The sequence below is a fragment of the Streptomyces sp. NPDC093149 genome (assembly GCF_044754145.1).
Taxonomy (GTDB): Bacteria; Actinomycetota; Actinomycetes; order Streptomycetales; family Streptomycetaceae; genus Streptomyces.
Window position 1 is genome coordinate 1 of record NZ_JBIVON010000044.1, and the last position, 25,424, is coordinate 25,424.

The window sequence follows — 25,424 nt, forward strand, 5'->3', positions numbered from 1 at the left end:
GAACGGCACTCCCGCTACGTCATGCTCGTCCGGGTCGCAGGCAAGGACACCGCCAGTGTGATCTCCGCACTGAGTCATCAAGTCCTTTACCTGCCCGACGGGTTGATGACTTCACTGACCTGGGACCGGGGTACTGAGCTGGCCGACCACAAGCGGTTCACGATGGCCACCGACGTCAAGGTCTACTTCGCCGATCCGAAAAGCCCCTGGCAGCGGGGATCGAATGAGAACACTAACGGCCTGCTCCGCCAGTACTTTCCCAAGGGCACCGACCTGTCCGGATATACCCAGGCCGACCTGGATACCGTCGCGCTCAAGCTGAACACCCGCCCCCGGCAGACCCTCGGGTTCGAAACTCCCGCTGATAGGCTCGCGGCAGCTGTTGCATCAACCGGTTGACTCCGCCGCCGCCGCCTTCAGGATCTCGTTGGCCCGCTTCAGCTCGGCGTTCTCCTTCTTCAACGCCTTGAGCTGGGCGGACTCCTCCGTCGTCGTCCCCGGCCGCTGCCCGGCGTCGATCTCGTGCTGCTTGACCCAGTTCCGCAGCGTCTCGCGGGAGCCGATGTCCAGCTTCTCGACCACCGACTGCAAGGCCGCGGTCTCGGTCGGGTGGTCGCCGCGGACCTCGGCGACCATGCGCACCGCACGTCGGCGCAGCTCAAGCGGGTAACGGGAAGGTCGTGCCATGACTCGATCCTTTCATGAAATCGAGCCTCCACCTGACCCGGGGCGGTTCAGAGAGTCGGTGGTGACGTTCTGGGGCGTCAGGTGCCCGCGGGGCCGCCCGGTGGCTTCGTCGACATCGAATGGTTCTGGCACAACTTCTGTGATGCCACTCCGCCTCTACTCGTGCTCGCGCCGGGTCAACTCGCTGACCTGCTGTTTCCACGCGGCTCACGAGCCGACGCAGCGATCGACAGGCCGTAATCACAGAAGTTGTGCCAGAACCCATCGAATGACAGCGTTTGTCGATGACTGACAGCAGCAGTTGGTGATCTGCGGCTGCCCGAGTTTTGAGGCGTTGCTGATGGCGGTAGCTGACCGGGCTCTGGGCATTCAAGTCGTGGCCATGGGAAAATCGATCATGCCTGTGACTAACCCGTGGCTGGCCGGCCCGGCACCGAAGAAGCGGCTCGATCGGAAGCGGTTGGAGGAGCGGATACTCAACCTGCTGTCGTCGCAGAACATGTGTGTGCTGGCGACGGCAGGTCCGGAGGGGCCACTGGCGACGCCGGTGCGTTACTTCCATCTCGACTTCGCGGTGATGTTCACCGCCGCCCCGAATTCGCCGAAGATGCGGAACCTTGCTGCGGACCCCCGGGTGTCGGTGGGGATCTTCGCCCCGCTGGTCGGGCAGGCCAGCAGCCGAGGCGCTCAGGTCTTTGGGCGGGCTCGCGCGCTGTCCGAAGACGAACCCGACTTCGAGCACTACTGGTCAGCCGTCCGCTGGCAGTCCGACCATGTCGAGTGTTCGCGTTCTCTCGATGAACCGCCGTCGGGGCCTCTTGTCGTGATCGAGGCCGAACGGATCGTCTATACCGAGCACTGGCTGCGGCGCGAGGGTTTCGCACCGCGCCAGTTCTGGACCGGCCCGGGCCGGTGATTCGGTTCCCTCCGCGAGGTAGCGGTGAAGCGAGGTCTTGGGGATTCCGGTCTTCGCGTTGATCCGCCCGAAACTGGTGCCCGCCGACCGGTTGTACGGGAGCATCGCGGCGTAGTCGGGGGAGGGGTTGGCCGGGTTGGCGGGCGGGTAGTTGATGTCGCCAGCCATGATGCCGTAGGGCCCGTACCGCAGCGCCCGGGTGGCGATGAGTTTCGCCTCGTCGCGTACTTTGTCGGCGACGAATGGGTTCAGGTGCGCGGAGGTGATGGTGAGCGGGGCGGGCAGGCCGATGTCGAAGCCGTGCAGGGTCTCCTGGGCGAAGTCGGTGTTCCAGTGCGTCCAGCGGCCGAGTGTCTCGCGCCGGTAGAGGAGCGTCGGCGGGATCCCGGAGCGGGACGGCGGGATCGGCATCGCGTCCAGGTCCAGGTCCCGCATGGCCAGACCGAGTTGCCGGTGGCCGTACTTGTCCCGGTCGGAGGCTTCCTGGAACAGGACGGCGTCGACGTGCCGGGCGCCGACCCGTTCGGCCGCGCTGTTGATGCGCTCGGCCAGCTGCGACCAGCGATGGTCCGGATCCCCCGACCCGGTGCGGAGCCCGCCGAGCCCGAGGTTCTGCACCGCGATCGTCAGCTCCATGCGCTCTCCCCTAGCCTCGCTGTTTCGCTTGGGGTGACGAGGTGACGCTGTGGGGTCGATCGAGGCGGTATCGGGCGGTGGGCATGTTGGGGACCGGCGCGTTGGTCGGGTTCTCCAAGGGCCTTTCGTGTCGTAGGTGGCCGGGGCGGCTGGTCAGTTGGCGGGGCGGGGTAGGGCGGTCAGACGGTGGAAGGCGGCGGCGAGTTGGTGTCGCCAGGGCCAGGTTGCTGCGATCCGCAGGTGGAGGCGACGGCCGCCGCGGGTGAGACGGGCAGCGACGTGCAGAATCCGGTAGCGGAGCTTCTTGGGTTCGGCGGCAGCCAGCTCGTCGTCCAGCAGCAGGACGCGGGTCCAGGCCAGAAGGTCGATGGCCGCGAGGCTGAGCTCGAGCCAGGCGGCGTTGACGGAGAACAGGCGGGATGGGAAGCGTCCGAAGCCGGTGGTCTTGCCACACCGGATGTGGTCCTCGACGGTGGCGTGTCCACGGTGGCGGACCTCCAGGAACTGGGCCGAGCCGCCGCCGGAGTACGGGGTGTCGGTGAGGAAGACCTGGTGCCGCAGGCCCTCGTCACTGTCGAACAAGGAGAGCTGGGCGCCGGGGTGCGGGCGTTCGCGGCGCACGATGATGCGGGTGCCGGCCGGGTAGTCGTTCAGGTCGACCATGCCGGTCAGCTCGGCGACCTCGGCGGACTCACGCAGGGTCCCATCGGCGTCCAGGGCGGGCTGCCAGACCTGTTCGGGCAGGGCGCGGATTGCGCGGCGGACCGGTGCGGTGACCGCGTATCCGACCGAGAAACGCAGGTGAAGGCCGTTGTCACGCAAGGCGCGGAGATGCGTGAGGAACGCCTTCGCGCTGCCCGCGCTGTCGGTGCGTACCAGGATGTCGGTGCCGTGCCGGTGGGCGTCGGGGATCTGCGCGAGGGCCTGGTCGAGCACGGTGATGTGATCGGCGGCGGTGTTGACTCCGGCGTTGCCAGGCCGCAGTAGCCCGGACATCGCCTCGCCGGTGTTGGCCAGGAAGCACAGCAACGGGTGGAACCCGAAGCCGCCTTTGTAGGTGGGTGCGGCCTGGTCTTTCTCGGAGTGGCAGGTGACCAGCGTGGCGTCGAGATCCAGGACCAGGCTGGGCAGTTCGCGTCCGCCGGCCTTCACTGCGGGTATCGCGGTGCGGGTCTCGGCGGCCTGCAGCCAGGCCACCTCCCGGGCTGCGGCGCGGGCCGACCGCAGGCGGTCCAGTGTGCGTTCGTCGACGGCGGCCAGCAGCCGCCAAGCCGTCGGCGTGGAGGCCACCGGGCCGAACACCTCGCGCTGGTCCCGCAGAACGGCCAGATCCGCGATCGCCTCGCCGCCGTCGGCGAGCATCACTGCGAGATCGGTGGCGATCCGGCCTGGGTCATGGCCGGTGCCGCGCGGCCGAAGCGGCCGGAGCACGGTGGACCACCTGACACCCCTCTTCGGTCCCACTGGACTCCCAGCGGAGATCACTCGCCGTGCACGCATCACGGAAAGCGAGCCAGAGCCCGACAACGGGCAGCACTTCAACACCGGTTTGGGAGGCATCGGTTGCTGTGAACGAATCGGAATGTTCACGAGTTATGGTTCTGGCACAACTTCTGTGATGCCACTCCGCCTCTACTCGTGCTCGCGCCGGGTCAACTCGCTGACCTGCTGTTTCCGCGCGCCTCACGAGCCGACGCAGCGATCGACAGGCCGTAATCACAGAAGTTGTGCCAGAACCCGAGTTATGACGGCGTGGCCTGGCTGTCGGGGCAGCAGATCAACAATTCACTGTGATCCGCGAAGCGGCGCCCGTAGGGTCCGGGCATGACGGATGAGAACGAGCGGGCCGTGCAAGCAGCTATCGATGGGGAGATGCGCCTACTCGATCCCGAGGTGCGTGCTTCCTCGTCCCGTGTTCTGGAGCTTCTGGATCCGGAGTTCACCGAGATCGGGGCTTCTGGACGCTGGTGGAACATGGACTCGGTGCTCTCCGTGACTGGTGACGGGTCAGTGACTCCGGAGTCTCCGTTCAAGGTCAGCGAGATGACCGGGGTCGTCCTTGCTCCGGGGCTCGTCCATCTGACGTTCTTCACCGACCACGAGAGCCGTCGGGCTCGGAGGAGCTCGTTGTGGCGCCTGACGGACACGGGCTGGCGGATGTACTTCCATCAGGGCACTTTGGCCGCCTGAGTAGATTGTCCTGCCGCCCGTGAGGGCGGCAGGACCAGCGGGCTGGAACCGTTGTGTGTCAGCTGGCCTTGGCGGGGCTCGACCTTCGACATCCGCGGCATGACTAGGCCCTTTCACCAGGAACACCTCGATGCTGTCCCTGCAAGGACCCAACTGCCTTCAAAACTCGGGTTCTGGCACAACTTCTGTGATGCCACTCCGCCTCTACTCGTGCTCGCGCCGGGTCAACTCGCTGACCTGATGTTTCCGCGCGCCTCACGAGCCGACGCAGCGATCGACAGGCCGTAATCACAGAAGTTGTGCCAGAACCGCAACTCGTGGACAAAGCCAGTCCCCCGCGCTCCCGACCCAGATCAGTGGTGGAGCCCAGCCCGATAGCATCGGCGCATGTCCGACGATGACCTGGCTCATTCCTCTTCCTGCGCGCCTATGCCGCCCGGCATGCTGATCCGCGAGCTGGATCTGGGCGATGCCACGGTCGCGTCCACCGTGCACGCCGTGGGCCTGCGTGCCTATGCCATCGAGGCCGGACTCATCGGCTTCGACGGCATCCCCGCCCTGTCCGAATCTCTCCAGGACATAACGGCCCGGCCCCTGCGCTGGCTAGGCGCGGTGACCACCGAAGGAACGGTGGCCGCCTTCGTGGCCTGGCAGACCGACACCGGCCAGCACGTCACCCACATCGACCGGGTCTGCGTGGACCCTGCCTGGTTCCGCCGGGGCCTTGCCTCCTGCCTGCTGGACCACCTGCTCGCCAAAGTGACCGACAGAGATGAGGTGAGAGTCAGTACCGGAGCGGACAACCAGCCCGCCGTGAAGCTGTACGAAAGGCTCGGCTTCAGCCGCACCGTCGACTTCGAACCCGTACCGGGCCTACGCATGGCCCAGTTCGTACTGCACCGCTGATTCCGAGACCACCTACCCCCACACGACTGGAAGATCCGAAGAGCTCCAATCACCCACCCCAAGATCAATCGTGGGGTAAGCCGTTACGGGACAGCCCTTAGGGCTTGCAGGGAATCAAGGTGTTGCTTCCCGTTCTGTGGCTCGTTGGTGTGGTATGCGCATCCCGGACGAGACTCGTAGCCAACTCTCCGTGAAGTTTGCGGTGTTGTTCCCGCATCTCGACGAGAGGCAGCGTCGGTTGCTGCTGGCTGCCGAGGCCCGTGTCCTGGGGCACGGCGGCGTCCGGGCCGTCGCACGGGCGGCCGCGGTGAGTGAAACGACGGTCCGCAAGGGCGTGCTCGAGCTGGAGGCCGGCGAGGAACCCCTGGGCCGGGTGCGGCGTCCGGGCGGGGGACGCAAGCGAGTCGTGGAACTCGATCCGGGACTGCGGCCGGCTCTTTTGGCACTGGTCGAGCCGGACGAGCGGGGTGATCCGATGTCGCCGCTGCGGTGGACGGTGAAATCGACCCGCTCCCTTGCGAGGGAACTGACCCGGGCCGGCCACCGGGTCAGCGCGGACACCGTCGCCGATCTGCTGCGGGAGGAAGGCTTCAGCCTGCAGGCCGGCGCCAGGACACTCGAGGGCGGCCGGCATGTGGACCGGGACGCACAGTTCCGCTACCTCAACGAGCAGGCCCGCATGCACCGGGACGCCGGCGAGCCGGTCATCAGCGTGGACACCAAGAAGAAGGAGCTCGTCGGCGAGTTCAGGAACGACGGCCGCCAGTGGCGCCCGGCCGGTGATCCGGTGCTGGTGAACATGCACGACTTCGCCGACCCCCGGCTGGGGAAAGCGATCCCTTACGGGGTCTACGATCTTGCGGCGAACACCGGCTGGGTCAGCGTCGGCACCGATCACGACACCGCCGCGTTCGCGGTGGAATCGATCCGCCGCTGGTGGCACGGCCAGGGCGACATCTCCTACCCGCAGGCGACACGGCTGCTGATCACCGCCGATGCGGGCGGCTCCAACGGCTACCGCACCCGGGCCCGGAAACTCGAGCTCGCCCGGCTCGCTGCCGAGACGGGCCTGACGATCACCGTCTGCCACTTGCCGCCGGGCACATCGAAGTGGAACAAGATCGAGCACCGTCTCTTCTCCCACATCACCATGAACTGGCGGGGCCGCCCGCTGACCAGCCACGAAGTCATCGTCCAGTGCATCTCCGCAACGACCACCCGCACCGGACTGCGCGTCCATGCCGAACTCGACAACAACGCCTACCCGACCGGAGTGCAGATCGGGGACGCGGAGATGGCGGCTCTGCCGCTGACCCTGCACGCCTTCCACGGCGACTGGAACTATGTCCTGCATCCCCGGCAGGCCCCGGCCATCCCGGCGGCCCGGGTCCCGCAGACACCAGCGCCGGAGTGGGACGCGTCCCTGCTGTCCGACCCCGCACTGACCGGCTTGTCCCCGCAGCAACTGACCGACCTCACGCAGACACTGGCCCAGGACAGGGACGGCCGGCGCGGCCGCCCGCCCCGGCTCGACTTCCCCGATCAGGTCCTGGCCACCGTGCTCCACCTGCACCTCGCCCTGGCAGCGGAACCCCTCGCCGTGCTCTTCGGCAGCAGCCGCACAGCCATGCACCGCACACTCCTGAAGGTCAGGAAACTCCTCAAAGCCCACGGCGTCGTCATCCAACCGACGACCACCCCGCCCGCCGCCCTCGCACCCCTCCAGGCCCGGGTCCTCGCCCAGAGCAGCGATCCAGAAGGGAACACCAAGACAACGTGTTAATGATCTGCAAGCCCTTAGACCGGACGCGAGAAACGTCGGCGGGCTTTGTACACACTCCCGTCATCGGATTCCTCCGTGGACCCCCGCCTTTCAGGGCGGAGAGGGAACGGACTCCTTCGAGGGAGGGCAGGGGAGCTGACCAGCGACGAGAAGAAAGAACTGCGCCGACTGCGGCGGGAGAACCGGGAACAGCATCAGACCATCGAGATCTTGGAACAGCCGCGGTCCTCTTCACGAGGGAGCCGATGAAGTAGCCGAGCGCTACACCTGCTGGTACCCGCTCGCCTGCAAGGCGAACAGTTGGGCGTACGTGCCTCCGGTGAGTAGCAGTGCATCGTGAGTGCCCTCCTCAGTGATCCGGCCGTCGGTCAGGACGACGATCCGGTCGGCGTCACGGACCGCGCTGAGGCGGTGGGAGACCAACAGGCTGGTGCAATGCGACCGGTGATGGCGCAGGCGCAGGTGGATGTCGTGTTCGGCCTCGGCATCCAGGCCGGAACTCGGCTCGTCGAGGATGAGCAGGTCCGGTTCGGTGCGCAGCAATGCCCTGGCCAGGGCGAGGCGTTGCCACTGGCCTCCGGAGAGCGCCGTGCCCGTCTCGTCGTCGTGTTTCGCCTCCCGGGCGTACGTCCGGCTCAGCATGGTGTCGTAGCCGTGCGGGAGTCGGGACAACAGCTCGTGAACCCCTGCCCTTCGCGCCGCTTCGTGGACTCTGTGCGGCTTCGTGAGGGCGTCAACGTCTCCGATCGCGATGTTCTCGGCGGCGGTGAGGTCGTAGGGCACATAGTCTTGGAACACGGCGCCGAGACGCCTGCGCAGTTGTGGCACCGAAATGTGACGGATATCGATGCCGTCCCAGAGCACTGCGCCGCGTGTCGGGTCGTAGAAGCGGCAGAGGAGCTTGATGAGGGTACTCTTGCCGGCGCCGTTCTGGCCGACGAGGGCGACCGTCTCGCCGAACGGAATGAAGAGGTTCACGCCCCGCAGGATCCAGGGGTGGTCCTCGGCGTAGCGGAACCAGACATTGCGGAACTCCACTCCCTTGCTCAGGGCAGGCAGGGGCACCCGCACGTGTGGTGGGCCGGGCGGGACTGAGAGGTCTGGGCCTGCCCGTACGACCGCGAGGTAGTGGCCCATCATCAGCAACTGCTGGTGGCCGTCGGCGAGTGACCGGATGAGGCCGGACAGCGCACCCTGCACGCCGACGACGGCGGCCACGAACATGGATACTTCGCCCACCGTCAGCTGGCCGCGCCGGGCCGCGAGAGCCGCCCAGATCAGACCCGCGCCTGCCACGAGTGCGCTGAGCAGGGCGTTCAGCCCCTGCGTCAGGAGTTCACGGCGGTCGGTGCGCTGGATCTCGGCATTGGCGGTGCGGCGCTCTGCCAGCATGCGTTCCTTGAGGAACCCGCCGGCTCCGAACAGGCGGATCTCCTTCGCTGCGTCCAGGCCAGAGAGCAGCATCTGGAAGAAGAACTCCCTCCGTTGGGCCGCGCTGACGTGCCACTCGGTGCGTGCCCGGCGACGGGAGAGCTTCAGCTCAGCGACCAGGGCCGGCGCGGCGCTGGCCGTAACCAGGGCGGTCATCGTTGCGTCCAGTGCGTACAGCGCGGTCAGGAAGCCGACCGTGGTCAGAGTGCTGCCGGCAATCCGCAGTCCGCTGTCCACCAGGCGCCCGACCGACTGTCCGGCCGCGCCGCGCGCCATGCGAAGCCGGTCCTGGAAGACGGGGTCCTCGAACCGCGCCAGCCCGTGGAACGAGTTCACCGCGCTGTACAAGCGGTTCACCGCGCGCAAGCTCGTCGCGCGGTTGAACCGCGCGCCCAGGAACTGGCTCAGGGGCGGCAGCAGCGCCGCCACCAGACCCGTGGCCGCCAGCCCTGCGGCCAGGGCGAATAGTTCCGGCTCCCCGGCGCCGGTGAGGCTGTCGAGAACGAGCCGGGTGAGCCAGGCTGTCACCACTGGGACCGCCGCCAGTGATCCCGTGAGGGCGATGAGCGCCGCCAGCTCCCAGGGCGCCGCCCGCCAAGCCAGAGCGGCGGTGCTGCGCACGGTGTCGGCCGCTGTTTTGGCGGTGACCCCGTCCTGCGCCCGGTTCATACGGCGACGTCCGCGCTGGGCCGGTTCCGGGCCGGCTGGCGGGGCAAGATGCGCCCGGTGCCCGCGACCCGGCCGTCCGCCCCCACCTCGGCGTATGCGGGCAGGCCCCGCAGGGCGAACGCCGTAGTGAGGTCGCCGCCCATGTCGGTGACCGCCACGCGGGCCACCGGGGTCAGCCGTTCCACGTAGGGTTCGGGATCGCCCGGCTTGTCGCCCTCCCGGATGATGACGGCCAGCACCCGCTCCCGGCCGTATGCGCGGGCCCGCTCCAGTACGTGGGGCAGGGTCTCCTCACAGGCGGGGCAGTCCGGTGACACGAAGACGACCATGAGCCCCTCAGGCAGGTTGTCTTGGGTGAAAGGAAACCCGTCGACGTCCATGGCGGAGAAGGCCCCCACCGGGTCACCGACGGCGAGTTGCGAGGACCGGTCCCATTCCTCGCCCACCGACGGGTCGGGGCGCTCGCGGAGCCTGCGGACGACTCCGAACGTCAGGGCCAGGTTGAAGACGCCCAGTAGTGCGAGCAGGAGTACGGCGACGGTCAGGTACGGCATGGCGAAGTGTCCTTTCAACGTAACCATTTCGGGCAGAGCTCAATGGGCGGGCGCCAGACGCCGGACGACGACGCCGACGATCTGGTTCTCGCGGAAGTAGCCGCAGAATCGCGAGTCCAGGCTTTCGCTGGGGTTGTCGCCGAGCAGGACGACCCGGCCAGGCGGCACCCGTGCTCCGGCCCCGTCCGGTACGGCGGGGACGACCTGGGCCGGCACCGGGTCACCGGGCACGGCCACAGCACGCTTGATCAGCCAGGTCGGCAGCGTCATGGCGTCCCAGCGCCCGCCGGCCGGGGCACGGGACACCACGAGATCGCCCGTGCGGACCCGGGCCAGCGCCGAACGGCGGACCAGCACCCGGTCCCCGGCGGTGAGGGTGGGCAGCATGCTGGCGCCGACGACGGTGACGACGACATATCGCTGCCGCGCCAGCGCCAAGGCCAGGACGATGACGCCGCCCACCGGCGGGACCAGCACGGAGGCCATCTGCGAGAGGTTCATCCCGAAATCCGGCCCGTGCTCTTGGAGCCCATCGGGCCCCAGAGGTAGGCCAGCGAGTCCATGGCGACCGTCACAAGCGCGAGGAACGCCCCCGCGGCAGTCGTGCACAGGAAGGCGGCAGGCTGTGCGGTGGCGGTGGTGCCCTCCATCATGAGCTGGGCCGCCAGACCGGCCGAGGCGGCGCACAGGAGACTCACGTTGCGCACCACGTGCCGAGGAGCGACAGGCTGTCCGCCGTCTCCGAAGCAGTGGCAGGCCACCATCTCGTCCCTGCGCAGCGCCCCGACCAGCGCTGCAGTGAACGTAGCCAGCAGGAGAGCGGCCAGGGCGAACCCAGCGGTCACGGTCGAGGGCACCGCGAGGGCGCCGGCCACCGCCGTCTCGGCGCCGACCACGAGCACGGCGACGGGCCTGGTCCGGCCGCGCAAGGAAGGGACCAGCCGCGCCACCGCGATCCGGAAGCCAGCGAAGGCCGCGGGGCTGCGGATCTTGCCCACGACTGAGCAGAGGAAGACCAGGCCGAGGAAGATCCGGCCGGTGTCGATCAGATGGTTCACCGGGCTGAGTCCTTCGTTCGAGTAAGCGCCTGGGACAGGGGGCAGGCACGGGCCCGGCTGCTCCCACCGGTGCAACCGGACCCGTACTTGGCCGGGATCAGGACTTCAGCATCCGCACCACTTCTTGTAGTCGCGGTCGTTGCACGGGTCGTACGCCCAGTACGCCTTCTTCTGGGCGCACCCGCTGTAGGGGATGCACTCGTACTGCCAGCACGCCACGGCCGAGGCCTCCGCCTTGGGTGCGACCTTCTCCAGCAGACGGTCCGAGACCGCCTGGATGACGACACGCATGATCCATGCCTCCTTCTGGGGTGGGTGATATGGAGAGGAACGCGCCCCGGGGAGTGCCCGCTGCGACTGGTTCCCTCCGACGGTCAGGAGCTTGCTGGGCCATACCCGGTCGGCACAACTACCTCGGCCTGTCCCGGACACACCGCTGCTGTCCGGCATGGTCAGCGCTCTGTCCGGGATTCCCGTCCGGCGCTATCCGGACTGCCGGAAGCGATCGGTGAGGGGGCCGGGCTGCGCGCAGGCAGTGTCCAGTGCGGTCGGGGATGGCCGGTTCCCTCCACTGGTTGTCCAAATGCGTGTTTGCTGGAGCGGGCCGGACCGACGAGCATGTTGGGCGTGGGCTCGGACAGGAGTGAGGAGTTCGATCTGCGAGGCGTACGCGACGTGGCCGATCTCGTCGGCCTGTTGCGCGAGCTGAAGGGACGATCCGGCCTGCCTCTGCGCGAGTTGGAGAGGCGGGCCCAGGCGCGGGAAGAGCTGCTGGCCCGCAGCACGGTCAGCGACATGCTCCGCGGAACCCGTCTGCCGAGCCCCGAGACGCTGGCTGCGTACGTCCGGGCCTGCGGTGCGGCCGAGGCGGACGTGCCCGCCTGGCTGGAGGCCAGGCAGCGGGCGCAGGAGGAGGCGGGTACACGGCCGCCGGAACCCGGTCCCGGCCCTGGTCCCGCAGCCGCCGACGGGACGGCGCGGCGGCGGACGAGGTGGTGGGTCCTGGCCGGGGCTGTTACGGCGAGTCTGGCCGCCGTCTTGATATGGGCACTCTCGGCGGTGGCCCCCCATTCCCCGCCCTCGGCTGCAGCCTCCGCCAGCCCGGGGGCGGCGGAGGCGAAACCCCTCCGGGGTTTCGCGGAGATCCGCCCCTCCCGCTCGCCCCATCTGTGCCTCACCGAAGGCCGGGACACCCAGGGCGAATACCTGAACGCGGTTGCGGCACAACTGCCCTGCGAAGAAGCCAGGCCGCCCCACACGTACCTCAGGCCCGTCGACCCCGCCGCGTCGCGGGCAACGTACTTCATCGAGTGGCAGCACCCGCAGCACGGCCGGGGCTGTCTCACCCTGCGTCGCGAGGGCCCGGGCAAGGATCTACTGGAACCGTGGCCGTGGAAGAGCTGCGACGCTACCCGGCCCTACCAGCACTTCCGCATCGAGCCCATCGGCCGAACCGCCACCCGCTACCTCCTGCGGCTGGAGGACACCCGGCGCTGCGTGGGCCTGCGCAACGACTCCACCGAGACCGGAGCCGATGTCACGGTGGAGCCCTGCGACGGGACGGCGGACCAGGAATTCCTAATCAGCTCGGCTGCTTGAGGCAGCGACAGCGCGAGCTGTCCGCCGGACTGGGGACTGGGCATACGCTCCAGGACGTCAGTGGCCATTCCTGTCGGGGTCGTGTTGTTTTGATGAGGTGGTCGAGAGCGGGCTGGTCTCTGCCTGTTGCGGAGTGGCGTTTTGAGCAACAGTCCACAGTAGGTCACCAGAGCGCTGGTCGAGGGTCCAGCGCTGGAGGAACCGTGAGCCGACAAGCGTGTCGAGTACGTGGACGAGCTCTGGTGGGGTGAGGCCGCACATCCAGGCGAGCTGGTCTCCCTCGGCATATACGGGTGCCTGGGAGCTGTCGGCCGGGAGAATGGGCTGCGAGAGCCAGTGCAAGTAGGCGCGGGAGCGGGCCGAGTGGGCGAAACCGTGCTGCTGGGCAGGTGCGCAGGGCCCAGTCGGCAGCGCGGGCCCGGTCACGCCGTGCCGGGGCCTGCGTGCGTACTGCGGCATCCAGCAGCTGCGCGGTGAATCCTGCTCGGCCGGTGCCGGGGGAGCGCAGCCAGTGGGTGTCCTCCAGTTCCTCGTGCGGGGCGGTATGGGATCCGAGCCGCATGCCGCGGAGTAGCCCGGTGGGGATACGTACATACCCGGCCATATTGGAGCGCAAGGCGCACTGCAAGGCGAGCAGACGGGCCGATGGGCTGGTTTGCCGGGGGAGCGCGGAGGCGAGATAGCTGAGCATCTCGCGTACGCGGACCTGCTCGGACGGACCCCGACGCTCCCGCCTGATCTGTGCCCGGTTCCTCGCAGGCGCTGTGCGAGCTGCTGGTGAGGCGGGAAGCGCGGTGTCGGGGACGACTGCGGCGTGTGTGGTGGCTGCCGCGCAGGCGGCGCAGACATCGGCGAGCCGCCAGAGCTGGCCGCCGTGTTCCCGGGTGAGAACGAGCAGAACCGGGCCGGAGCAGCCGCGGTGGCGCGGATGCCAGCAGCAGCCGCGCGCCTGGCACTGACAGGTGCGCAGATGGTGGGGCAGCGCGTCGCGGCGTGCATGTCGGGCCAGGTGGGTCAGTGCCTGGGATGCCGCAGCCCGCACGGGCGGGGTGCCGGGCGGACACTGTGGGCAGTGGAGCGTCGGTCCGCCGCGCTCCGGGCGCAGTTCCACGGTCCAGGTGCGCTGCACCACTGGATGCGTCGTGCACAGCCTCATGAGGCGCGCCTTCCTCCTGCCTTCGTCGGGTACCGGCCCGTTTCCCGTTCGTGCGGGATGGGGGAGCGGGGTGCTGGCCGCACACCGTAGTGCAGACCTCTGCCCTCGCGTGCGGTGCGGCGACCTGCGGAAATAGGGCAGAGGTCTGCACTGACAGGGCAGGGGGCTGCACCTTCGGATGGGGGAGTGACAACCTTCCCGCCCGACCCGAACCTCACCGCCCTCCGCCTGGAGCTCGCGCGGCTGAGGAGCGACCGCGGCTGGACCTACGACGAACTCGCCCGCCGCACCGGCCTGGCCAGACGCACCCTCATCGAAATCGAGCAGGGCCGCACCATCGGATCCCTCAAGACCTGGCACGCCCTCGCCCACGCCCTAAACGTGCCCGTCGACCACCTCTTCGGCACCCTCTGCGAAGGCCACGAACCACCCGCCGGGTCCGCCGAATAGCACCACCGGCACCGTTGCTGAGGATCACCCGATCCAGTCACCGACGGGAACTCCCGTACGAGAAATCGCACACCTGTCCCGCCCGGTTGAGCCATCCGCAGGACAATCCGGCACGCTCACCACGGCCACGGCGCGGCACCTGTCACCTTCACGGCCATGTCCTCCACTGCCTCATCCGGCCGCCGATGGGACGGAACCCCCAACCGCCCCCACCACCGCCAGCGGGCCCTGCGCGTCGCCTACGACAGCCCCACCCGCCTCGTTCGCAGCGCCCAGCCCAGCCGCTGCCACGACTGCGGCAACCGCATCGACTGGTACACCCGCCCCGACACCCGCCCCGTCAGCCTCCACCCACAAGAACTCGACGCCACCACCGTTCCGGCCGCCAGCCGCTGGCACGTCAGCTCCGGCATCGCCCATCCCGCCCACGACGGCACCCCCTGGTGCCGCATCCCCCACCTCGCCCTCTGCCCCGCACACCCCACCCCCACCCCCCTCACCCCGCAGATCGCCGCCCTGCGCCGCCACCTCGCCCTCCACACCCGCCGACTCCTCGACACCGGCACCCTCACCCCACCGACACCGGACACAACCTCACCCACAACCGCCCCAGAGCCCTGCCGCCCGGCCCGGCCCATCGTCATGCTCCTCCACACCCGCTACCTCGCCGCCCACCCCGTCGACACCATCCAGTGCGTAGCCCAGACCCGGCTCCGCCACCGCTGCACCCGCCCCGTCCTCAGCCCCGACGCACCGGCCGGCACATGGACACTCGTCCCCGCCACCACCGGACGCAGACAACTCGCAATCCCGGACGGCCTGATGGCCGTCTACGACCTTACCCACCTCACCTACGCGGAACAGCTGCGCTGGCACCACCAACGCTGCCCCGACCACGCCGCTGCCCCCGGCGCAGCCGACCTCGTACGCTGCGACTGGGAAGCCTTCGACCCGCTGCTGCACCACCAGCACATCCACAACCGCCTGCCCACCGCAGCCCGCCACTGTACCCAGGCCCGGGCATGAGAACCGCACACGGCCACGCGCAGCCGAGCCCCGCCGAGGCAGTGCTCCAGGGTCCGTGCCGTGTATCCGCCCCGCCATACTGCGACCCGGGTGCCACCACATGCCGCAGGTGAAAACGCAGGCTCGACATCGCTCTGGAACGGCATCTGGCCCTCGCCACCCTCAGCAATAGCTGACGGCAGCCACACGCAAGCCCACCCGCGTCCCCTGCACACCGACGGAGTACCAGGGTGCTCAACCTGAACCCCACCGACGAACAGACAGCCGCCGCCGACGCTTTCCACGCCGGCGATCACCTCGCCCTCCAAGCAGGCGCCGGCACCGGCAAGACCAGCACCCTCGCTCTTCTCGCCCACCACACCCGCCGCCGCGGCCGCTACCTCGCCTACAACAGAACCATCGCCCAGGACGCCGCTGCCCGCTTCCCTCCCACCGTCACCTGCAAAACCGCCCACGCCCTGGCCTACGCAGCCATCGGCCACCACTACGCGCGGCGCCTGAACGCCCCCAGACGCCCTGCCTGGCAGACAGGCCAGGCACTCGGCATCACCAAAACCATCCGCATCGGCCAACGCGACCTGTCACCCAAAGCCCTCTCCTACGCCACCCTGCGCACCGTGACCAGCTACTGCCACTCCGCCGCACCCACCATCACCCGCCACCACGTCCCCCGCCTACGCGGCCTCGAAAACCCCGACCTGCACACCCAACTCACCAAACACATCGTGCCCTTCGCCCGCCGAGCCTGGAACGACCTCCAGCACACAGACGACGGAGCCGTACGCTTCGACCACGACCACTACCTCAAGATCTGGGCCGTCACCCAACCCAAAATCAACACAGACTTCCTCCTCCTCGACGAAGCACAGGACACCAACCCCGTCGTCGAAGAAATCTTCCTCAACCAACGCAACCACGCCCAACTGGTCATGGTCGGAGACTCCGCACAAGCCATCTACCAATGGCGCGGAGCCCGCGACGTCATGACCACCTTCTCCGGCACACAGCTCACCCTGTCCAAGTCCTTCCGCTTCGGACCCCACCTCGCAGCCGAAGCCAACCGATGGCTCACCATCGCCGACGCACCCCTGCGCCTCGAAGGAACCGACACGGTTCCCACCGAACTCGGCCCCGTCGAGGCCCCCGACGCTGTCCTGTGCCGGACCAACGTGGGCGCCATGCACGCAGTCATGCAACTACTGGAAGCAGGCCACCGCGTCGCGCTGGTCGGGGGAGGCGAGACGCTGCGGGCCTTGGCCCGCGCTGCCAACGACCTCAAAGAGGGCCGCCGCACATCCCACCCCGAACTCGTCCTCTTCCCCACCTGGGGCGAACTGCAGGACTACGCCGAACACGACCCGGCCGGCGGCGACCTCCAGCCACTCGTCGACCTCGTCGACACCCACGGAACCACCACCATCCTCCGAGCCATCGACCAGCTCGACGACGAACACACAGCCGACGTGACCGTCTCCACCGCCCACAAAGCCAAAGGGCGCGAATGGCCGCGCGTACGAATCGCCGACGACTTCACCCCGCCACCGGACAGCGACGAGCACGACGACAAGGGCCAACCCCTCCCCAGACCCATCGACGACGGCGAAGCCCGACTCGCCTACGTAGCCGTCACACGAGCCCGCCACCGCCTCGACATCGGCGGCCTGGCATGGATCAACCACCACCGCCACGGACGCCCCACATGACACGAGGAGCCGTTTGAGCCGTAGCGCGTGGGAAGCGTGCTGGCGACGTGATCACCCGCGGCGACATCGTTGACCAGCTCCATGACAACGTCGCGTACAGCCTGCGGATGCTCTCCGAACCGCCACCGGACCCCCTGTTGTGCGCAGAGTTCCGGCCGTGCGTAATCCGTTTGCACCACAGCCAGGCGGAAGCGCAGGCTTGGGCGGTGATTGTCGAGCTGGCGCCCCGCTTGCTGACCTGGGACGATGTGGACCCAGCCCGTCATCCCTTCGACAGCACGTCGGCGCCGCACGTGGTGCGGTCCCTCGGGCCCGCCCATCAGATGCCCAGCCGCCCCGACATTCCCAACGGGGCCCTGGCGATGAGTGACTGGAGCTGGAGCGAGGGCAAGCCCTGGGCGGATGCCATGGCGTACGCCCTCGCCGAGTACTACAGCCGCTGGGCCGCGAGCTGGCGCTGGGCGCACGACGCAGGTCGCGCCTGTACCTCGTTCGCGTTGAACGCCGACGCTTGGAAAGCCGAGCGGCCGCGCCGGGAACAGCCAGCCCGGCCAGCCACGTTGCATCGACCGGGGGACCGGCGCTGCACGGGCGGGGACACGGAGACCACAAGGTCGTCCGCCCCACCAGGATCTGGGTCCCCGGGATCGCGGTACGCCCGCCGCGCGCTCGGACCAAGACGTATTTCTGCAGGAGGACTGTTTCATGACTGACCGACCCTTGACGCTCATGGCAGTGCAACGCCCACCCCGACAACGAGGCCACCGGAACCGGAGGGGTCCTCGCGCGGTACGCGGTGTTGGGCGACGCTGAGAATGCCGACGCCCGCAGCACTGACGGTGCCGATGAGTGAGAACGGGATCGCCCCACTGGGGTGGTCCTAGCGGGGCGTTTGTCGGCGAGGTGTCGCGGTTGTCAGCAAGGTGCCGAGGCGCAATCAGTCGAACTTCATGCCGAAGTATGGGTCGGGTTCGCCTGTGTAGGGGTCGATGCCGGAGTCCCACCGTCGTCGTTCCTCGCGCCAGTGGACGAAGTGCGGAGAGGGCTCTCCCCAGAGGGAGGCGTCGCTGAGTGGGCACTCGTCGAAGCCCTTGGTGAACAGGCGCCGAAGGAACTCCGCCATTCCGCAGTTGTAGATTTTCCAGTGGGGCCAGCCGTGCCGTTCCCACACGACAACGGGCCACTTGTTGGGGTCGTGGTCAACGGTGAGCCAGCCGAGGATGTCGGCTCCGCAGCTGACGCCCCAAGCGAGGACAGAATCAGGTCCGGCATCGACCTCGTCCGGTCCTCCTTCGGACTCCCACATGTGCCGCATGTTGGCTGTCTCGGCCGCCATGCCCCCGAGGTCATGGCTGTCGGCCGGCTGCATGCTCGCTTCGGGGGTCACGACGCTCAGCGCGCCGTCGATGCCGCCGGCTCCGTACGTGCTCATGAAGGTGATGTAGTCGGAGGGGAAGCCGACTCCCCAAGCCTGCCGGATCGCATCCCAGTCCACCTGCTCACCGGCCCCGTCATGTGGCGGCATTACCGCCGTGAGTGCGGCGAGAACTGTTCCTTGAGACGGCATGTCCCCCTCCAGTGGTGTGCATCGTCTGATGCAGGGTATCCGGCGCCACCGACATCGAGTTTCGAGGGTGCGGAACGTCGGTCGAGGACTTCGGTGACGGCGGACTGGGCGGCTTTCTCGTCGACGAGGGACTTGTCCGCGGCGAACGTGGCGACGAGGGATTGCAGGCAGAGGTTGTTGACCGCGCGGGGAAAGCCGCGCGAGGTGGTGTGGATGAGGGTGACCGCGTCGTCGGTGAACAGTTGGTCGCTGCGGCCGACGAGGCCGAGATGGTGCTTGATGTAGCTGGCGGTCTCGGTGGAGGTCATGCCGAGCATCGTGTAGCGCAGGGCGGTCCGCTGTTCGAGGGCGGCCAGGACAGCGAGTTTCATGGTCCGCCGCAGCGTCGGCTGGCCGACCAGCAGGCAGGACAGTGGCGAGTCCTGGTCCATGGCCGTGTTGGTCAGCATCCGGATGGCTTCGAGTTGTTCGTAGTTGAGCAGGTGGGCTTCGTCCAGGACCAGGACGGGGGCGTCCGCGTTCTTCGCGTTCGGCGGCCAGCGCCAGACCGGTCTGGGCGGTGAGGCGGGAGCCGAGGTGGGAGGGTTGCTGGCCGAAGGTGGTGACGATCGCTTCGTGGATGCCGCGGACTCCGATCATGAGGTTGGGCAGGTAGATCACGGTGTGTTTCGACGGGTCGATGCCGTGCAGGACGGTGCGGACGGAGACGGTCTTGCCCGCGCCGACCTCGCCGGTGACCACGCCGATGGAGCGTTCGGAGATGCACCAGGCGACGCGGGCGACGGCTTCGTTGTGGGACGCGTGGCGGTGCAGCATTCCGGGTGCGAGGTCGCGGCCGAAGGTCATGCGGCTGAATCCGTAGTGAGCCTGGAGTTTGTCAATCATGTTGTGTCTCCGTGGTGTTGGCGATCTGGGTCATTCGCCTGTCAGGTCGGTGAGGTCGACGGTGGGCGGCATCGGCTCGCCCAGGGCCGCGTAATTGACCTTGTCGGCGAGCTCGTTCTTGTGGGCGGTGTCGATCAGGCCGAGGTAGTCGATGCCGGTGGTCGGCCGGGGTTCTTCGGCGGGGGTTTCGGGCCGGGCTTTGGGATGGGAGTGGCGGCTGACTTGGAAGGGCAGCGCGGTGCCGGCGTCCTGGCCGTTCGCCCTGACCCGCAGGAAGGACAGGTCGAAGGGGTCGAAGACCAGCTCGACTCGCTGGCCGACCAGCAAGGGGGCGACCCGGTAGCGGTTTCCGTGCAGGGACACGAGCGCGGTTTTGGACACGGTTCGGCGTTTTGACCAGCGGAAGGCTTCCGCGAGGTCGGCGGGGTTGGGGACCTGGAGCGGATGGCCGTTCATCCAGCGGGCCAGCGGGGCGGCTCCCGTCTCGGAGTGAACCCGGCGGTGGTAGACGTTCTCGGTCCAGGCCGTGAACAGCCTGTTCATCTCCAGCAAGCTGTCGAGCTGACGTCCCGCCTGGCCGTCACCGGAGGCGATCTCGACGACGAACTCGCTGTTCACGGTGCGGAAGAATCGCTCGATCTTGCCCCGGCCCTGTGGGCGCCCCGGGGTGGAGTGCACCAGCTTGACGCCGGGTTTCGCGCAGGCCCGCAGCAGCCAGGAATCCACGAACGCGGAGCCGTTGTCGACGTAGATGTAGCGCGGGACCCCCTCGCGGCCAGTGCCGGCCGCAGGGCCGCGGCCAGGCGGACGGTGTCCTCGGCGAACCCCCAGCGATGCCCCATCACGGCCCGAGAGTGGTCGTCGATAAACGCGAACAGATATGTCTTGCGTCCGGCGACCAGCGGCCCGTGCAAGGCGTCCCCGGTCCACAACTCGTTGGGAGCGTCGGCCTCGACCACCGGGTGATCCGCACCGGGCGCCCGTCCGGATCGACGTGCGTCATGGCCGCCAACTCCCGCACCAGCGCACCACGCTGGCGTCGGGACAGCGTCGGGCGGGTCGGCCGCCTCTCTGATCAGCATGTAGCGGAACAGGCCGATCGCCTGAGCCCGCTCCAGCCGTGTCTATTCTTCCTGACCTGGCATCTGAGCACCAGCCCTCTCACTCAGCGTGAACACACACGCGTGACAGTGACAGGCGGTGTCGGCGTGGCGTCAGAGTCGACTGGTGTTGATCGTTTCCGAGGGCCAGGACGGCGCCAGCAGTGTCCCGCGGCCCGCTGCTGATCCGCGCGGGACGCGGCAGAAGTCTCGTGCTGTGACCGCATAGGTTCGCCGGGTTGCTGTTGCTGTGAAGTGCTCGATGCAGCGGATGTGCCGGTGTGCCTCAGCGGTAGTCGGCCAAGCCGTCCGCGAGTTCTTCTTCGTCGCCGTCGCGGATTGCGTAGAGGGCTTGCTGCAGGGCAAATGTGCCGCGGATCGCGGCGATGCGGGTGAGGAGCCCGTGGTTTGACCAGCTGCCCAGGGTGAGCACCCGCTCCAGGAGCTCAGGGCCGTAGCTGGCGCCGATGGCTGCGAGGTCCTCGGCCAGGTCGCCGAGCGTGACGTCGTCCCAGTCGAGTACGCCGGAGAGGTGCGGCAGGCCGTGCGTCCACTCCCATAGGACGTTTTCGGCACCGAGGTCGCCATGCACCACCACTGCTCGGGTGAGGTGGGGAAGGCTGTCGAGTGCTGTGAGTTCCCGCTCGGCCCGCAGGCGTCCGCTGTCGGACATGAGCCGGAACAGCTCAGCGCGCACGTTCTCCGCGAATCGCCGCCACTGGCTTTCTGCTCCCTGAGGGAGAACTGCTCGTACCGTCTCGTCGGTGCCGGCACGGGCCAGAGCGGACAGCAGCGTGGCGTACTGCGCCGCCACGGTGTCGACCACTTGGGCATCGTTGAGGGCGTCGGTCTCCAGCGGTTCCCCGGGAATGCGGCTGAGTACCAGGAACGGCGCCTCGTCGGTGCCGTGGGCGCCGCCCTGAAGTAGCGGCTCAGGTGTGCGGAAGCCGAGGTCGAGGCCAGCGAGTGCGTGTAGTGCGGCCACCCGCTGGGGCAGCCGGGCGGCCGCTGCCCAGGTGCGGGGCAGGCACACGACGCGGTCTGAGCCAATGACCACGATGTGAAATTGCCCCTGACGTACTGCCAGGTCATCCGGTTTGTCGTCGGGCAGCAGACGGCTCAGCAGAGCGCGATGCGTCGTACGGATGCTCACGAGTGTCCTCTGGATCCTTCGCTGGGTCGGAGGCGATGTGCACGAAGCGCTGTCAGGCCGCGGCCGGTGAGTGGGCGTCTGCCCCAGCGAATGCCCTTCTCGCCGCGGATGCGGGCACGTTCTCGGCGTTGTGGGGGGCTCACGTCGGCCCTCACCTGTCGACCGCGCCCGCCCCGGCTCGAAACACCACCTGATTGTCGACCGCCACGGCACCCCACTCGCCGTCACCCTCACCGGCGGCCACCGACACGACGTCACCCAGCTCCTGCCCTTGCTCGACACCATCCCGCCGGTTCGGGGGCTGCGAGGACGCCCCCGTCGCAAGCCGCGGCGTCTGTATGCCGACCGAGGCTACGACTTCGACAAGTACCGTCGCCTGTTGTGGAAGCGCGGCATCAAGCCGGTGATCGTCCGGCGCGGCGTCGCCCACGGCTCAGGACTGGGCAAGGTGCGCTGGGTGGTTGAGCGCGCCTTTGCCTGGTTGCACCAGTTCAAACGGCTCCGCACTCGCTACGAGCGACGCGCCGATCTCCATCAGGGCCTGCTCGAACTGGCCTGCAGCCTCATATGCCTGCGCCGCCTGGGAACCTCATCCTGAAGCGTTCAGCTGGCTACGCTGAACCACCCCGGCTGCACCTCGGTCAGAAGCGGTTGCAGTGACTGTACTGCGGGCCGCAGGTCCTGATCCGTGACGTCAAGAGGCTCTGGCAGGCTCAGCCCGTACCAGCGCAGCCGCCAGAGGTCGAAGACTTCGCTCCCGTCGGTCGCGAAGTCCACATCGATCTCAGTGCCGTTGTCACTGACGAAGCGGCATCCTGCCCCATGAACCGTGTAGGAGTAGGCGCCAATGTGACCACTCCGGCTGATGATCCGGCGCGAACGGACCAGGCCAAGGACATCTGCGAGTCGCTCAAGCGAGGGGATCGCCGCCCTCATGGCCTCGTCAATCGCGTTCAGAGCGTGGACGTAACCGAGCACGAGGTCTCGTGCAGACGCAACGCGTTCCATATGGCGTCATCCCCCAGAGCCGGTGGCTGAAGAGATTGTTCCATGGGACCGTCAGCGTCTCCGCAGGACGGCATTCTGAAACGATCAGTTAGCGTGAAAGGCCGAGGCCAGGGTGCCTGCGGCCCGCAGCAGGTTGTAAGCCATGGCCCACAGGGTCAGCCAGGCGGCGTTGGCCTGGAAGTGCCCCGAGGGAAGGTGGGCCAGGGCAGAGGCTTTACTGTCGGCAATGACCTGCTCGACGACGGCGTGGTGGCGGTGTTCCCGCTCGGCCTGGATCATCGGCGCAGGGTTGTCGGTGAAGAACGGGTGGTAGCGCCAGACGGGGAACAGTTCGCCCTGCTCGCCGACGGTGGCGGGTTTGGCGAGGTCGCGAACCCGGCGCACGATTAGTCGGGCGGTAACCCGCTCTGCCTTCTTTCTGCCGGTGAAGGCGGTGTGGGCGGGGATCTCGGCGACCTCCGCGTCGAAGATGAGTTCACCGGTTTCGGGGACAGCCAGGACGGCCCGTTTGATGGAGGGGTTCATGCCGGTGGTGATCGAGAAGTGGGCTCCGGCCCGGTGGCAGGCGGCGATCACCCCGGCGTTGTAGAACTGTGAGTCGGCCCGCAGGATGCGCATGCCGGTGCAGCCTGCCTCGACGGCGGTGGCCAGGGTCTCGCTCACGAATTTCGGGGCACCGCGGGAGTCCGCGGCTTTGCCCCGGCGCATCCGCACGGTGGCGATCACTGGGCGGGAGTGTGGGGTGCAGACCGTGGCGAGGAGAGGGTGCAGGGTGCGGATGCCCTTGAACCTGCCGTACTCGGCGCCCTGCTTAGCCCGGCCGTAGACGCGCTTGTGGGTGGAGTCGACATCGATGAACGCCTTCTCCCGGGCGCCGGGCAGCAGCGGAGTGTGCGCGGCCAGCGCGGCCAGGAACGCGCGGTGCACAGCGTGGAGTTGAAGCGCATGACCGTGGGTGAACGCACGCAGGAACGTGCCCAGCGTGGACGGGGCGCGGATACCGCCGAACAGGGCCGGCGTCGCCCCGTGCCGCAGGACGTCCAGGTCGTCGATGCTGTCCGCACCCGCGACCATCCCGGCCACGATGCTGGTGACCTTGGCATCCGCTGCGGCCCCCGCACCGTTCCTCGCTCCGGTCAGCTTCATCTTCGCAGCCACCAGTCGCGACAGGCCGCACCGCTCGGCCAGCCGCATCACCGGGATCAGCCCGGCATGCGCGATCAGATTCGAGTCATCGAACGCGGCGGACACCGCTGAAGCGGCATGGGAAGATCGCATCTCGCGGGTGTTCTCTTGCTCTGCGGACGTGGAACCGTAGGAAGTCCCATCGTCCCAGCTCAGAGGACATCCGTGTCTCCATGTCCAAGCGCTGGACCGGCTACCGGCCAGCGGATCAGTCGAGGAAGAGGCTCATGTACAGTGCCGTCTCCCCCTCGGACTCGGTACCGCGGTAGAGGGAAGTGTCCAGACCGCAGACGGTGAACCCCATCCGCTGATAGGCGCGGATGGCCGGAGCGTTGATGTTCGTTACTTCCAGCCACACGTGCCCGGCACTGCATTCCCGGGCCCAGCCGATGGCGTAACTCATGAGTGTCCGCCCGATTCCCCGGCCCTGGTACGGCCCAGCCACCTCGATATCGGCAATGATCAGCCGCCGGTTCCAGGGCTCATACTCCGTATCGACATAGCCGCATACGAGTTCGCCATCCAGCGCGACAAACCGCCGCTTGCCCTCCGATTTCTCACCGGCGTCCTCGGGCTCGTCGTCGGGGAAGACCTTGTGAATCGGCGGGTCCAGCCGGACGGGCCGAAAGGTGAACCCGCCTTCGGAGTCGACCACTTCGAAGACGGTATCCGAGCTGAACTCGCCCGTGATGACGGCGGACCTGTCTCTCTCGCTCTCCGCCACGCGATAGGTGATTGCCTCTGCCGCCTCACGTTCGGCTGAGCTACGGTCAGGTGAGGTCATTTCCTCACGATATCGGTCTGGTGCACCACGGTGGTCAGCCCAACCCGCCAGCCGGACCACCGGCAACAGACCAGCGTCCGCCGTCAGATTCGCTCCGTCGAACCAGACAGAAACCGCCGAAACAGCATGGGATGTCTTCACCCACGAGATGCCTCGCCGATCGTGTGTGAAAAAGGCTTCGACAAACCCATCATCACAGGTCACGAGGCATCTCTTACGTCCCGACATTTATCTCCCAGGCATCGCGTCGGTGGATCGAGGCTAAGCGCGTCGATGTAGAGAATGGGGTAGACGTGGCGGTTTTCACTGATCGTTGTGAATCAGCAGTAGGCGAGTTCTCTCGGCCAGCGTCTTATGACCTCGGCCGGGGTGCGGTCTGCGGGGACTCGGGCGGGGGCGTTCGACGCGTGACACCAGGTACTGACCGAACAGTGACCCGCCCGCTCCGAGCGCCACACCTGCGAGGGACAGCAGCGCTGGCCCAAGTTTCCCCAAGATCCCATGCCTGGAGTCTCTCGGCATCGATTCGAGACCGGGGTGGTTGAGGGTGTGGACCGCCACGGCGCGCAGGGCCGGGCCGCAGGCTCCGTCGGGAGGAGTGGGGCGTCGTCAAGCAGTCCGGCTGTCGGGCGTCGCCCCGTGCCGCTGCTCCTCGGCCTTGAGGAACGAGGTGACTAGGGGGGAGCGGAAGAAGCGGGACAGGTGCAGGAGGAAGCCCTCCCCGTTTCGCTTCGCGTGGCTGAGCTGGTCGGATCACGGTGGAGCGGTGGTTTCGGTTGCTCGTGGCCGGGCGTGTGGGGTTCGGGGAAGGTGTCTCCGGGGTGTTCGGGTTTTCTCGCCATTGATGCAGGCTTGTTTTTGTGCTGGTCGGTGGGCGTTTCGGCTAAGGGCTCGCAGAAAAACAACACGCCGATTTCGTTGCTGGGACCTGTCCTTGTGATATCGGACGCTGAACCCGCAGGTCACAGGGATGTGTCT

The 25,424-nt window shown here is 67.9% G+C and carries 23 protein-coding genes and 4 pseudogenes; 11 read left to right on the forward strand and 16 right to left on the reverse strand.

The window, feature by feature from the left end; genetic code table 11:
• Positions 1-399: IS30 family transposase (locus tag ACIQCZ_RS41280; RefSeq protein WP_402291210.1), on the forward strand; the 399-nt coding region annotated here is incomplete at its 5' end.
• Positions 400-402: 3 nt separating this feature from the next.
• Here the strand turns inward: ACIQCZ_RS41280 and ACIQCZ_RS41285 are convergent.
• Positions 403-687 (reverse strand): annotated as a pseudogene (locus ACIQCZ_RS41285) (transposase); the annotation flags it as partial.
• Positions 688-1,084: 397 nt separating this feature from the next.
• Here ACIQCZ_RS41285 and ACIQCZ_RS41290 point away from each other — a divergent pair.
• Positions 1,085-1,603, forward strand: coding sequence for a pyridoxamine 5'-phosphate oxidase family protein (locus tag ACIQCZ_RS41290; RefSeq protein ID WP_402291243.1), 519 nt, complete (start codon positions 1,085-1,087; stop codon positions 1,601-1,603).
• 789 nt (positions 1,604-2,392) lie between these two features.
• Here the strand turns inward: ACIQCZ_RS41290 and ACIQCZ_RS41295 are convergent.
• Positions 2,393-3,799 carry an IS1380 family transposase gene (locus ACIQCZ_RS41295; protein WP_402291211.1) on the reverse strand — a complete coding sequence of 469 codons (1,407 nt, stop codon included), beginning with the start codon at positions 3,797-3,799 and terminating at the stop codon, positions 2,393-2,395.
• Between the two features lie 264 nt (positions 3,800-4,063).
• Between ACIQCZ_RS41295 and ACIQCZ_RS41300 the strand changes: the two genes are divergently transcribed.
• The 3 genes from ACIQCZ_RS41300 to ACIQCZ_RS41310 all read left to right on the forward strand — a co-directional run bounded on the left by ACIQCZ_RS41300 (position 4,064) and on the right by ACIQCZ_RS41310 (position 7,118).
• A complete protein-coding gene (locus tag ACIQCZ_RS41300; RefSeq protein WP_402291213.1) occupies positions 4,064-4,429 on the forward strand; it encodes a DUF4440 domain-containing protein in 366 nt (121 codons plus the stop codon).
• A gap of 387 nt (positions 4,430-4,816) precedes the next feature.
• Positions 4,817-5,335, forward strand: coding sequence for a GNAT family N-acetyltransferase (locus ACIQCZ_RS41305; RefSeq protein ID WP_402291215.1), 519 nt, complete (start codon positions 4,817-4,819; stop codon positions 5,333-5,335).
• A 154-nt stretch (positions 5,336-5,489) separates the two neighbouring features.
• Entirely contained in the window at positions 5,490-7,118 is a 1,629-nt protein-coding gene (locus ACIQCZ_RS41310) for an ISAzo13 family transposase (RefSeq protein WP_402291217.1), read from the forward strand.
• 261 nt (positions 7,119-7,379) lie between these two features.
• Here the strand turns inward: ACIQCZ_RS41310 and ACIQCZ_RS41315 are convergent, their stop codons facing one another.
• The 5 genes from ACIQCZ_RS41315 to ACIQCZ_RS41335 all read right to left on the reverse strand — a co-directional run bounded on the left by ACIQCZ_RS41315 (position 7,380) and on the right by ACIQCZ_RS41335 (position 11,121).
• Entirely contained in the window at positions 7,380-9,218 is a 1,839-nt protein-coding gene (locus tag ACIQCZ_RS41315; RefSeq protein ID WP_402291219.1) for an ABC transporter ATP-binding protein, read from the reverse strand.
• Positions 9,215-9,772 carry a TlpA family protein disulfide reductase gene (locus tag ACIQCZ_RS41320; protein WP_402291221.1) on the reverse strand — a complete coding sequence of 186 codons (558 nt, stop codon included), beginning with the start codon at positions 9,770-9,772 and terminating at the stop codon, positions 9,215-9,217. The genes ACIQCZ_RS41315 and ACIQCZ_RS41320 overlap by 4 nt, the downstream gene beginning before the upstream one ends.
• A gap of 39 nt (positions 9,773-9,811) precedes the next feature.
• On the reverse strand, positions 9,812-10,273 hold the full coding sequence (locus ACIQCZ_RS41325) for a S26 family signal peptidase (protein ID WP_402291223.1): 462 nt from the start codon (positions 10,271-10,273) through the stop codon (positions 9,812-9,814).
• The gene (locus ACIQCZ_RS41330) at positions 10,270-10,830 is read right to left on the reverse strand and encodes a MauE/DoxX family redox-associated membrane protein (protein WP_402291225.1); all 561 of its coding nucleotides are present in this window, start codon (positions 10,828-10,830) and stop codon (positions 10,270-10,272) included. Before ACIQCZ_RS41330 ends, ACIQCZ_RS41325 begins: the two co-directional genes overlap by 4 nt.
• A 105-nt stretch (positions 10,831-10,935) precedes the next feature.
• Complete coding sequence (locus ACIQCZ_RS41335) at positions 10,936-11,121, reverse strand: hypothetical protein (RefSeq protein WP_354777321.1); 186 nt, start codon at positions 11,119-11,121, stop codon at positions 10,936-10,938.
• Between the two features lie 336 nt (positions 11,122-11,457).
• On the opposite strand from ACIQCZ_RS41335, the gene ACIQCZ_RS41340 reads away from it, so the two are divergent.
• The 5 genes and pseudogenes from ACIQCZ_RS41340 to ACIQCZ_RS41360 all read left to right on the forward strand — a co-directional run.
• The gene (locus ACIQCZ_RS41340) at positions 11,458-12,429 is read left to right on the forward strand and encodes a helix-turn-helix domain-containing protein (RefSeq protein ID WP_402291227.1); all 972 of its coding nucleotides are present in this window, start codon (positions 11,458-11,460) and stop codon (positions 12,427-12,429) included.
• 1,342 nt (positions 12,430-13,771) lie between these two features.
• A complete protein-coding gene (locus ACIQCZ_RS41345) occupies positions 13,772-14,035 on the forward strand; it encodes a helix-turn-helix transcriptional regulator (protein WP_402291229.1) in 264 nt (87 codons plus the stop codon).
• A 156-nt stretch (positions 14,036-14,191) separates the two neighbouring features.
• Positions 14,192-15,061, forward strand: a complete 870-nt coding sequence (locus tag ACIQCZ_RS41350) for a DUF6083 domain-containing protein (protein WP_402291231.1) — start codon at positions 14,192-14,194, stop codon at positions 15,059-15,061.
• A gap of 239 nt (positions 15,062-15,300) precedes the next feature.
• Positions 15,301-16,764 carry a UvrD-helicase domain-containing protein gene (locus tag ACIQCZ_RS41355; RefSeq protein WP_402291245.1) on the forward strand — a complete coding sequence of 488 codons (1,464 nt, stop codon included), beginning with the start codon at positions 15,301-15,303 and terminating at the stop codon, positions 16,762-16,764.
• Between the two features lie 705 nt (positions 16,765-17,469).
• Positions 17,470-17,569: pseudogene (locus ACIQCZ_RS41360) on the forward strand (GlcNAc-PI de-N-acetylase); the annotation flags it as partial.
• Positions 17,570-17,701: 132 nt separating this feature from the next.
• On the opposite strand, the gene ACIQCZ_RS41365 reads toward ACIQCZ_RS41360, so the two are convergent.
• The 6 genes and pseudogenes from ACIQCZ_RS41365 to vph form a co-directional block, all read right to left on the reverse strand.
• Positions 17,702-18,331: an SMI1/KNR4 family protein gene (locus ACIQCZ_RS41365; protein ID WP_402291246.1), complete on the reverse strand. Its 630-nt coding sequence runs from the start codon at positions 18,329-18,331 to the stop codon at positions 17,702-17,704.
• The gene (locus tag ACIQCZ_RS41370; RefSeq protein ID WP_402291248.1) at positions 18,289-18,834 is read right to left on the reverse strand and encodes an ExeA family protein; all 546 of its coding nucleotides are present in this window, start codon (positions 18,832-18,834) and stop codon (positions 18,289-18,291) included. Before ACIQCZ_RS41370 ends, ACIQCZ_RS41365 begins: the two co-directional genes overlap by 43 nt.
• A gap of 115 nt (positions 18,835-18,949) precedes the next feature.
• Positions 18,950-19,216, reverse strand: a pseudogene (locus ACIQCZ_RS41375) (AAA family ATPase); the annotation flags it as partial.
• A gap of 30 nt (positions 19,217-19,246) precedes the next feature.
• Entirely contained in the window at positions 19,247-19,942 is a 696-nt protein-coding gene (locus ACIQCZ_RS41380; RefSeq protein ID WP_402291233.1) for a Mu transposase C-terminal domain-containing protein, read from the reverse strand.
• The gene (locus ACIQCZ_RS41385) at positions 19,831-20,298 is read right to left on the reverse strand and encodes a DDE-type integrase/transposase/recombinase (protein WP_402291235.1); all 468 of its coding nucleotides are present in this window, start codon (positions 20,296-20,298) and stop codon (positions 19,831-19,833) included. Before ACIQCZ_RS41385 ends, ACIQCZ_RS41380 begins: the two co-directional genes overlap by 112 nt.
• A 304-nt stretch (positions 20,299-20,602) precedes the next feature.
• A complete protein-coding gene (vph, locus tag ACIQCZ_RS41390) occupies positions 20,603-21,469 on the reverse strand; it encodes a viomycin phosphotransferase (RefSeq protein ID WP_402291236.1) in 867 nt (288 codons plus the stop codon).
• A gap of 148 nt (positions 21,470-21,617) precedes the next feature.
• On the opposite strand from vph, the pseudogene ACIQCZ_RS41395 reads away from it, so the two are divergent.
• Positions 21,618-22,067, forward strand: a pseudogene (locus ACIQCZ_RS41395) (IS5 family transposase); the annotation flags it as partial.
• Positions 22,068-22,072: 5 nt separating this feature from the next.
• Here the strand turns inward: ACIQCZ_RS41395 and ACIQCZ_RS41400 are convergent.
• The 3 genes from ACIQCZ_RS41400 to ACIQCZ_RS41410 all read right to left on the reverse strand — a co-directional run bounded on the left by ACIQCZ_RS41400 (position 22,073) and on the right by ACIQCZ_RS41410 (position 24,446).
• The gene (locus ACIQCZ_RS41400) at positions 22,073-22,477 is read right to left on the reverse strand and encodes a DUF6896 domain-containing protein (RefSeq protein WP_402291237.1); all 405 of its coding nucleotides are present in this window, start codon (positions 22,475-22,477) and stop codon (positions 22,073-22,075) included.
• 84 nt (positions 22,478-22,561) lie between these two features.
• Positions 22,562-23,755 carry an IS1380 family transposase gene (locus ACIQCZ_RS41405; protein WP_402291239.1) on the reverse strand — a complete coding sequence of 398 codons (1,194 nt, stop codon included), beginning with the start codon at positions 23,753-23,755 and terminating at the stop codon, positions 22,562-22,564.
• Between the two features lie 115 nt (positions 23,756-23,870).
• Positions 23,871-24,446 (reverse strand): GNAT family N-acetyltransferase, encoded by a 576-nt coding sequence (locus ACIQCZ_RS41410; RefSeq protein WP_402291241.1) that lies wholly within the window; start codon positions 24,444-24,446, stop codon positions 23,871-23,873.
• Positions 24,447-25,424: the final 978 nt, after the last annotated feature.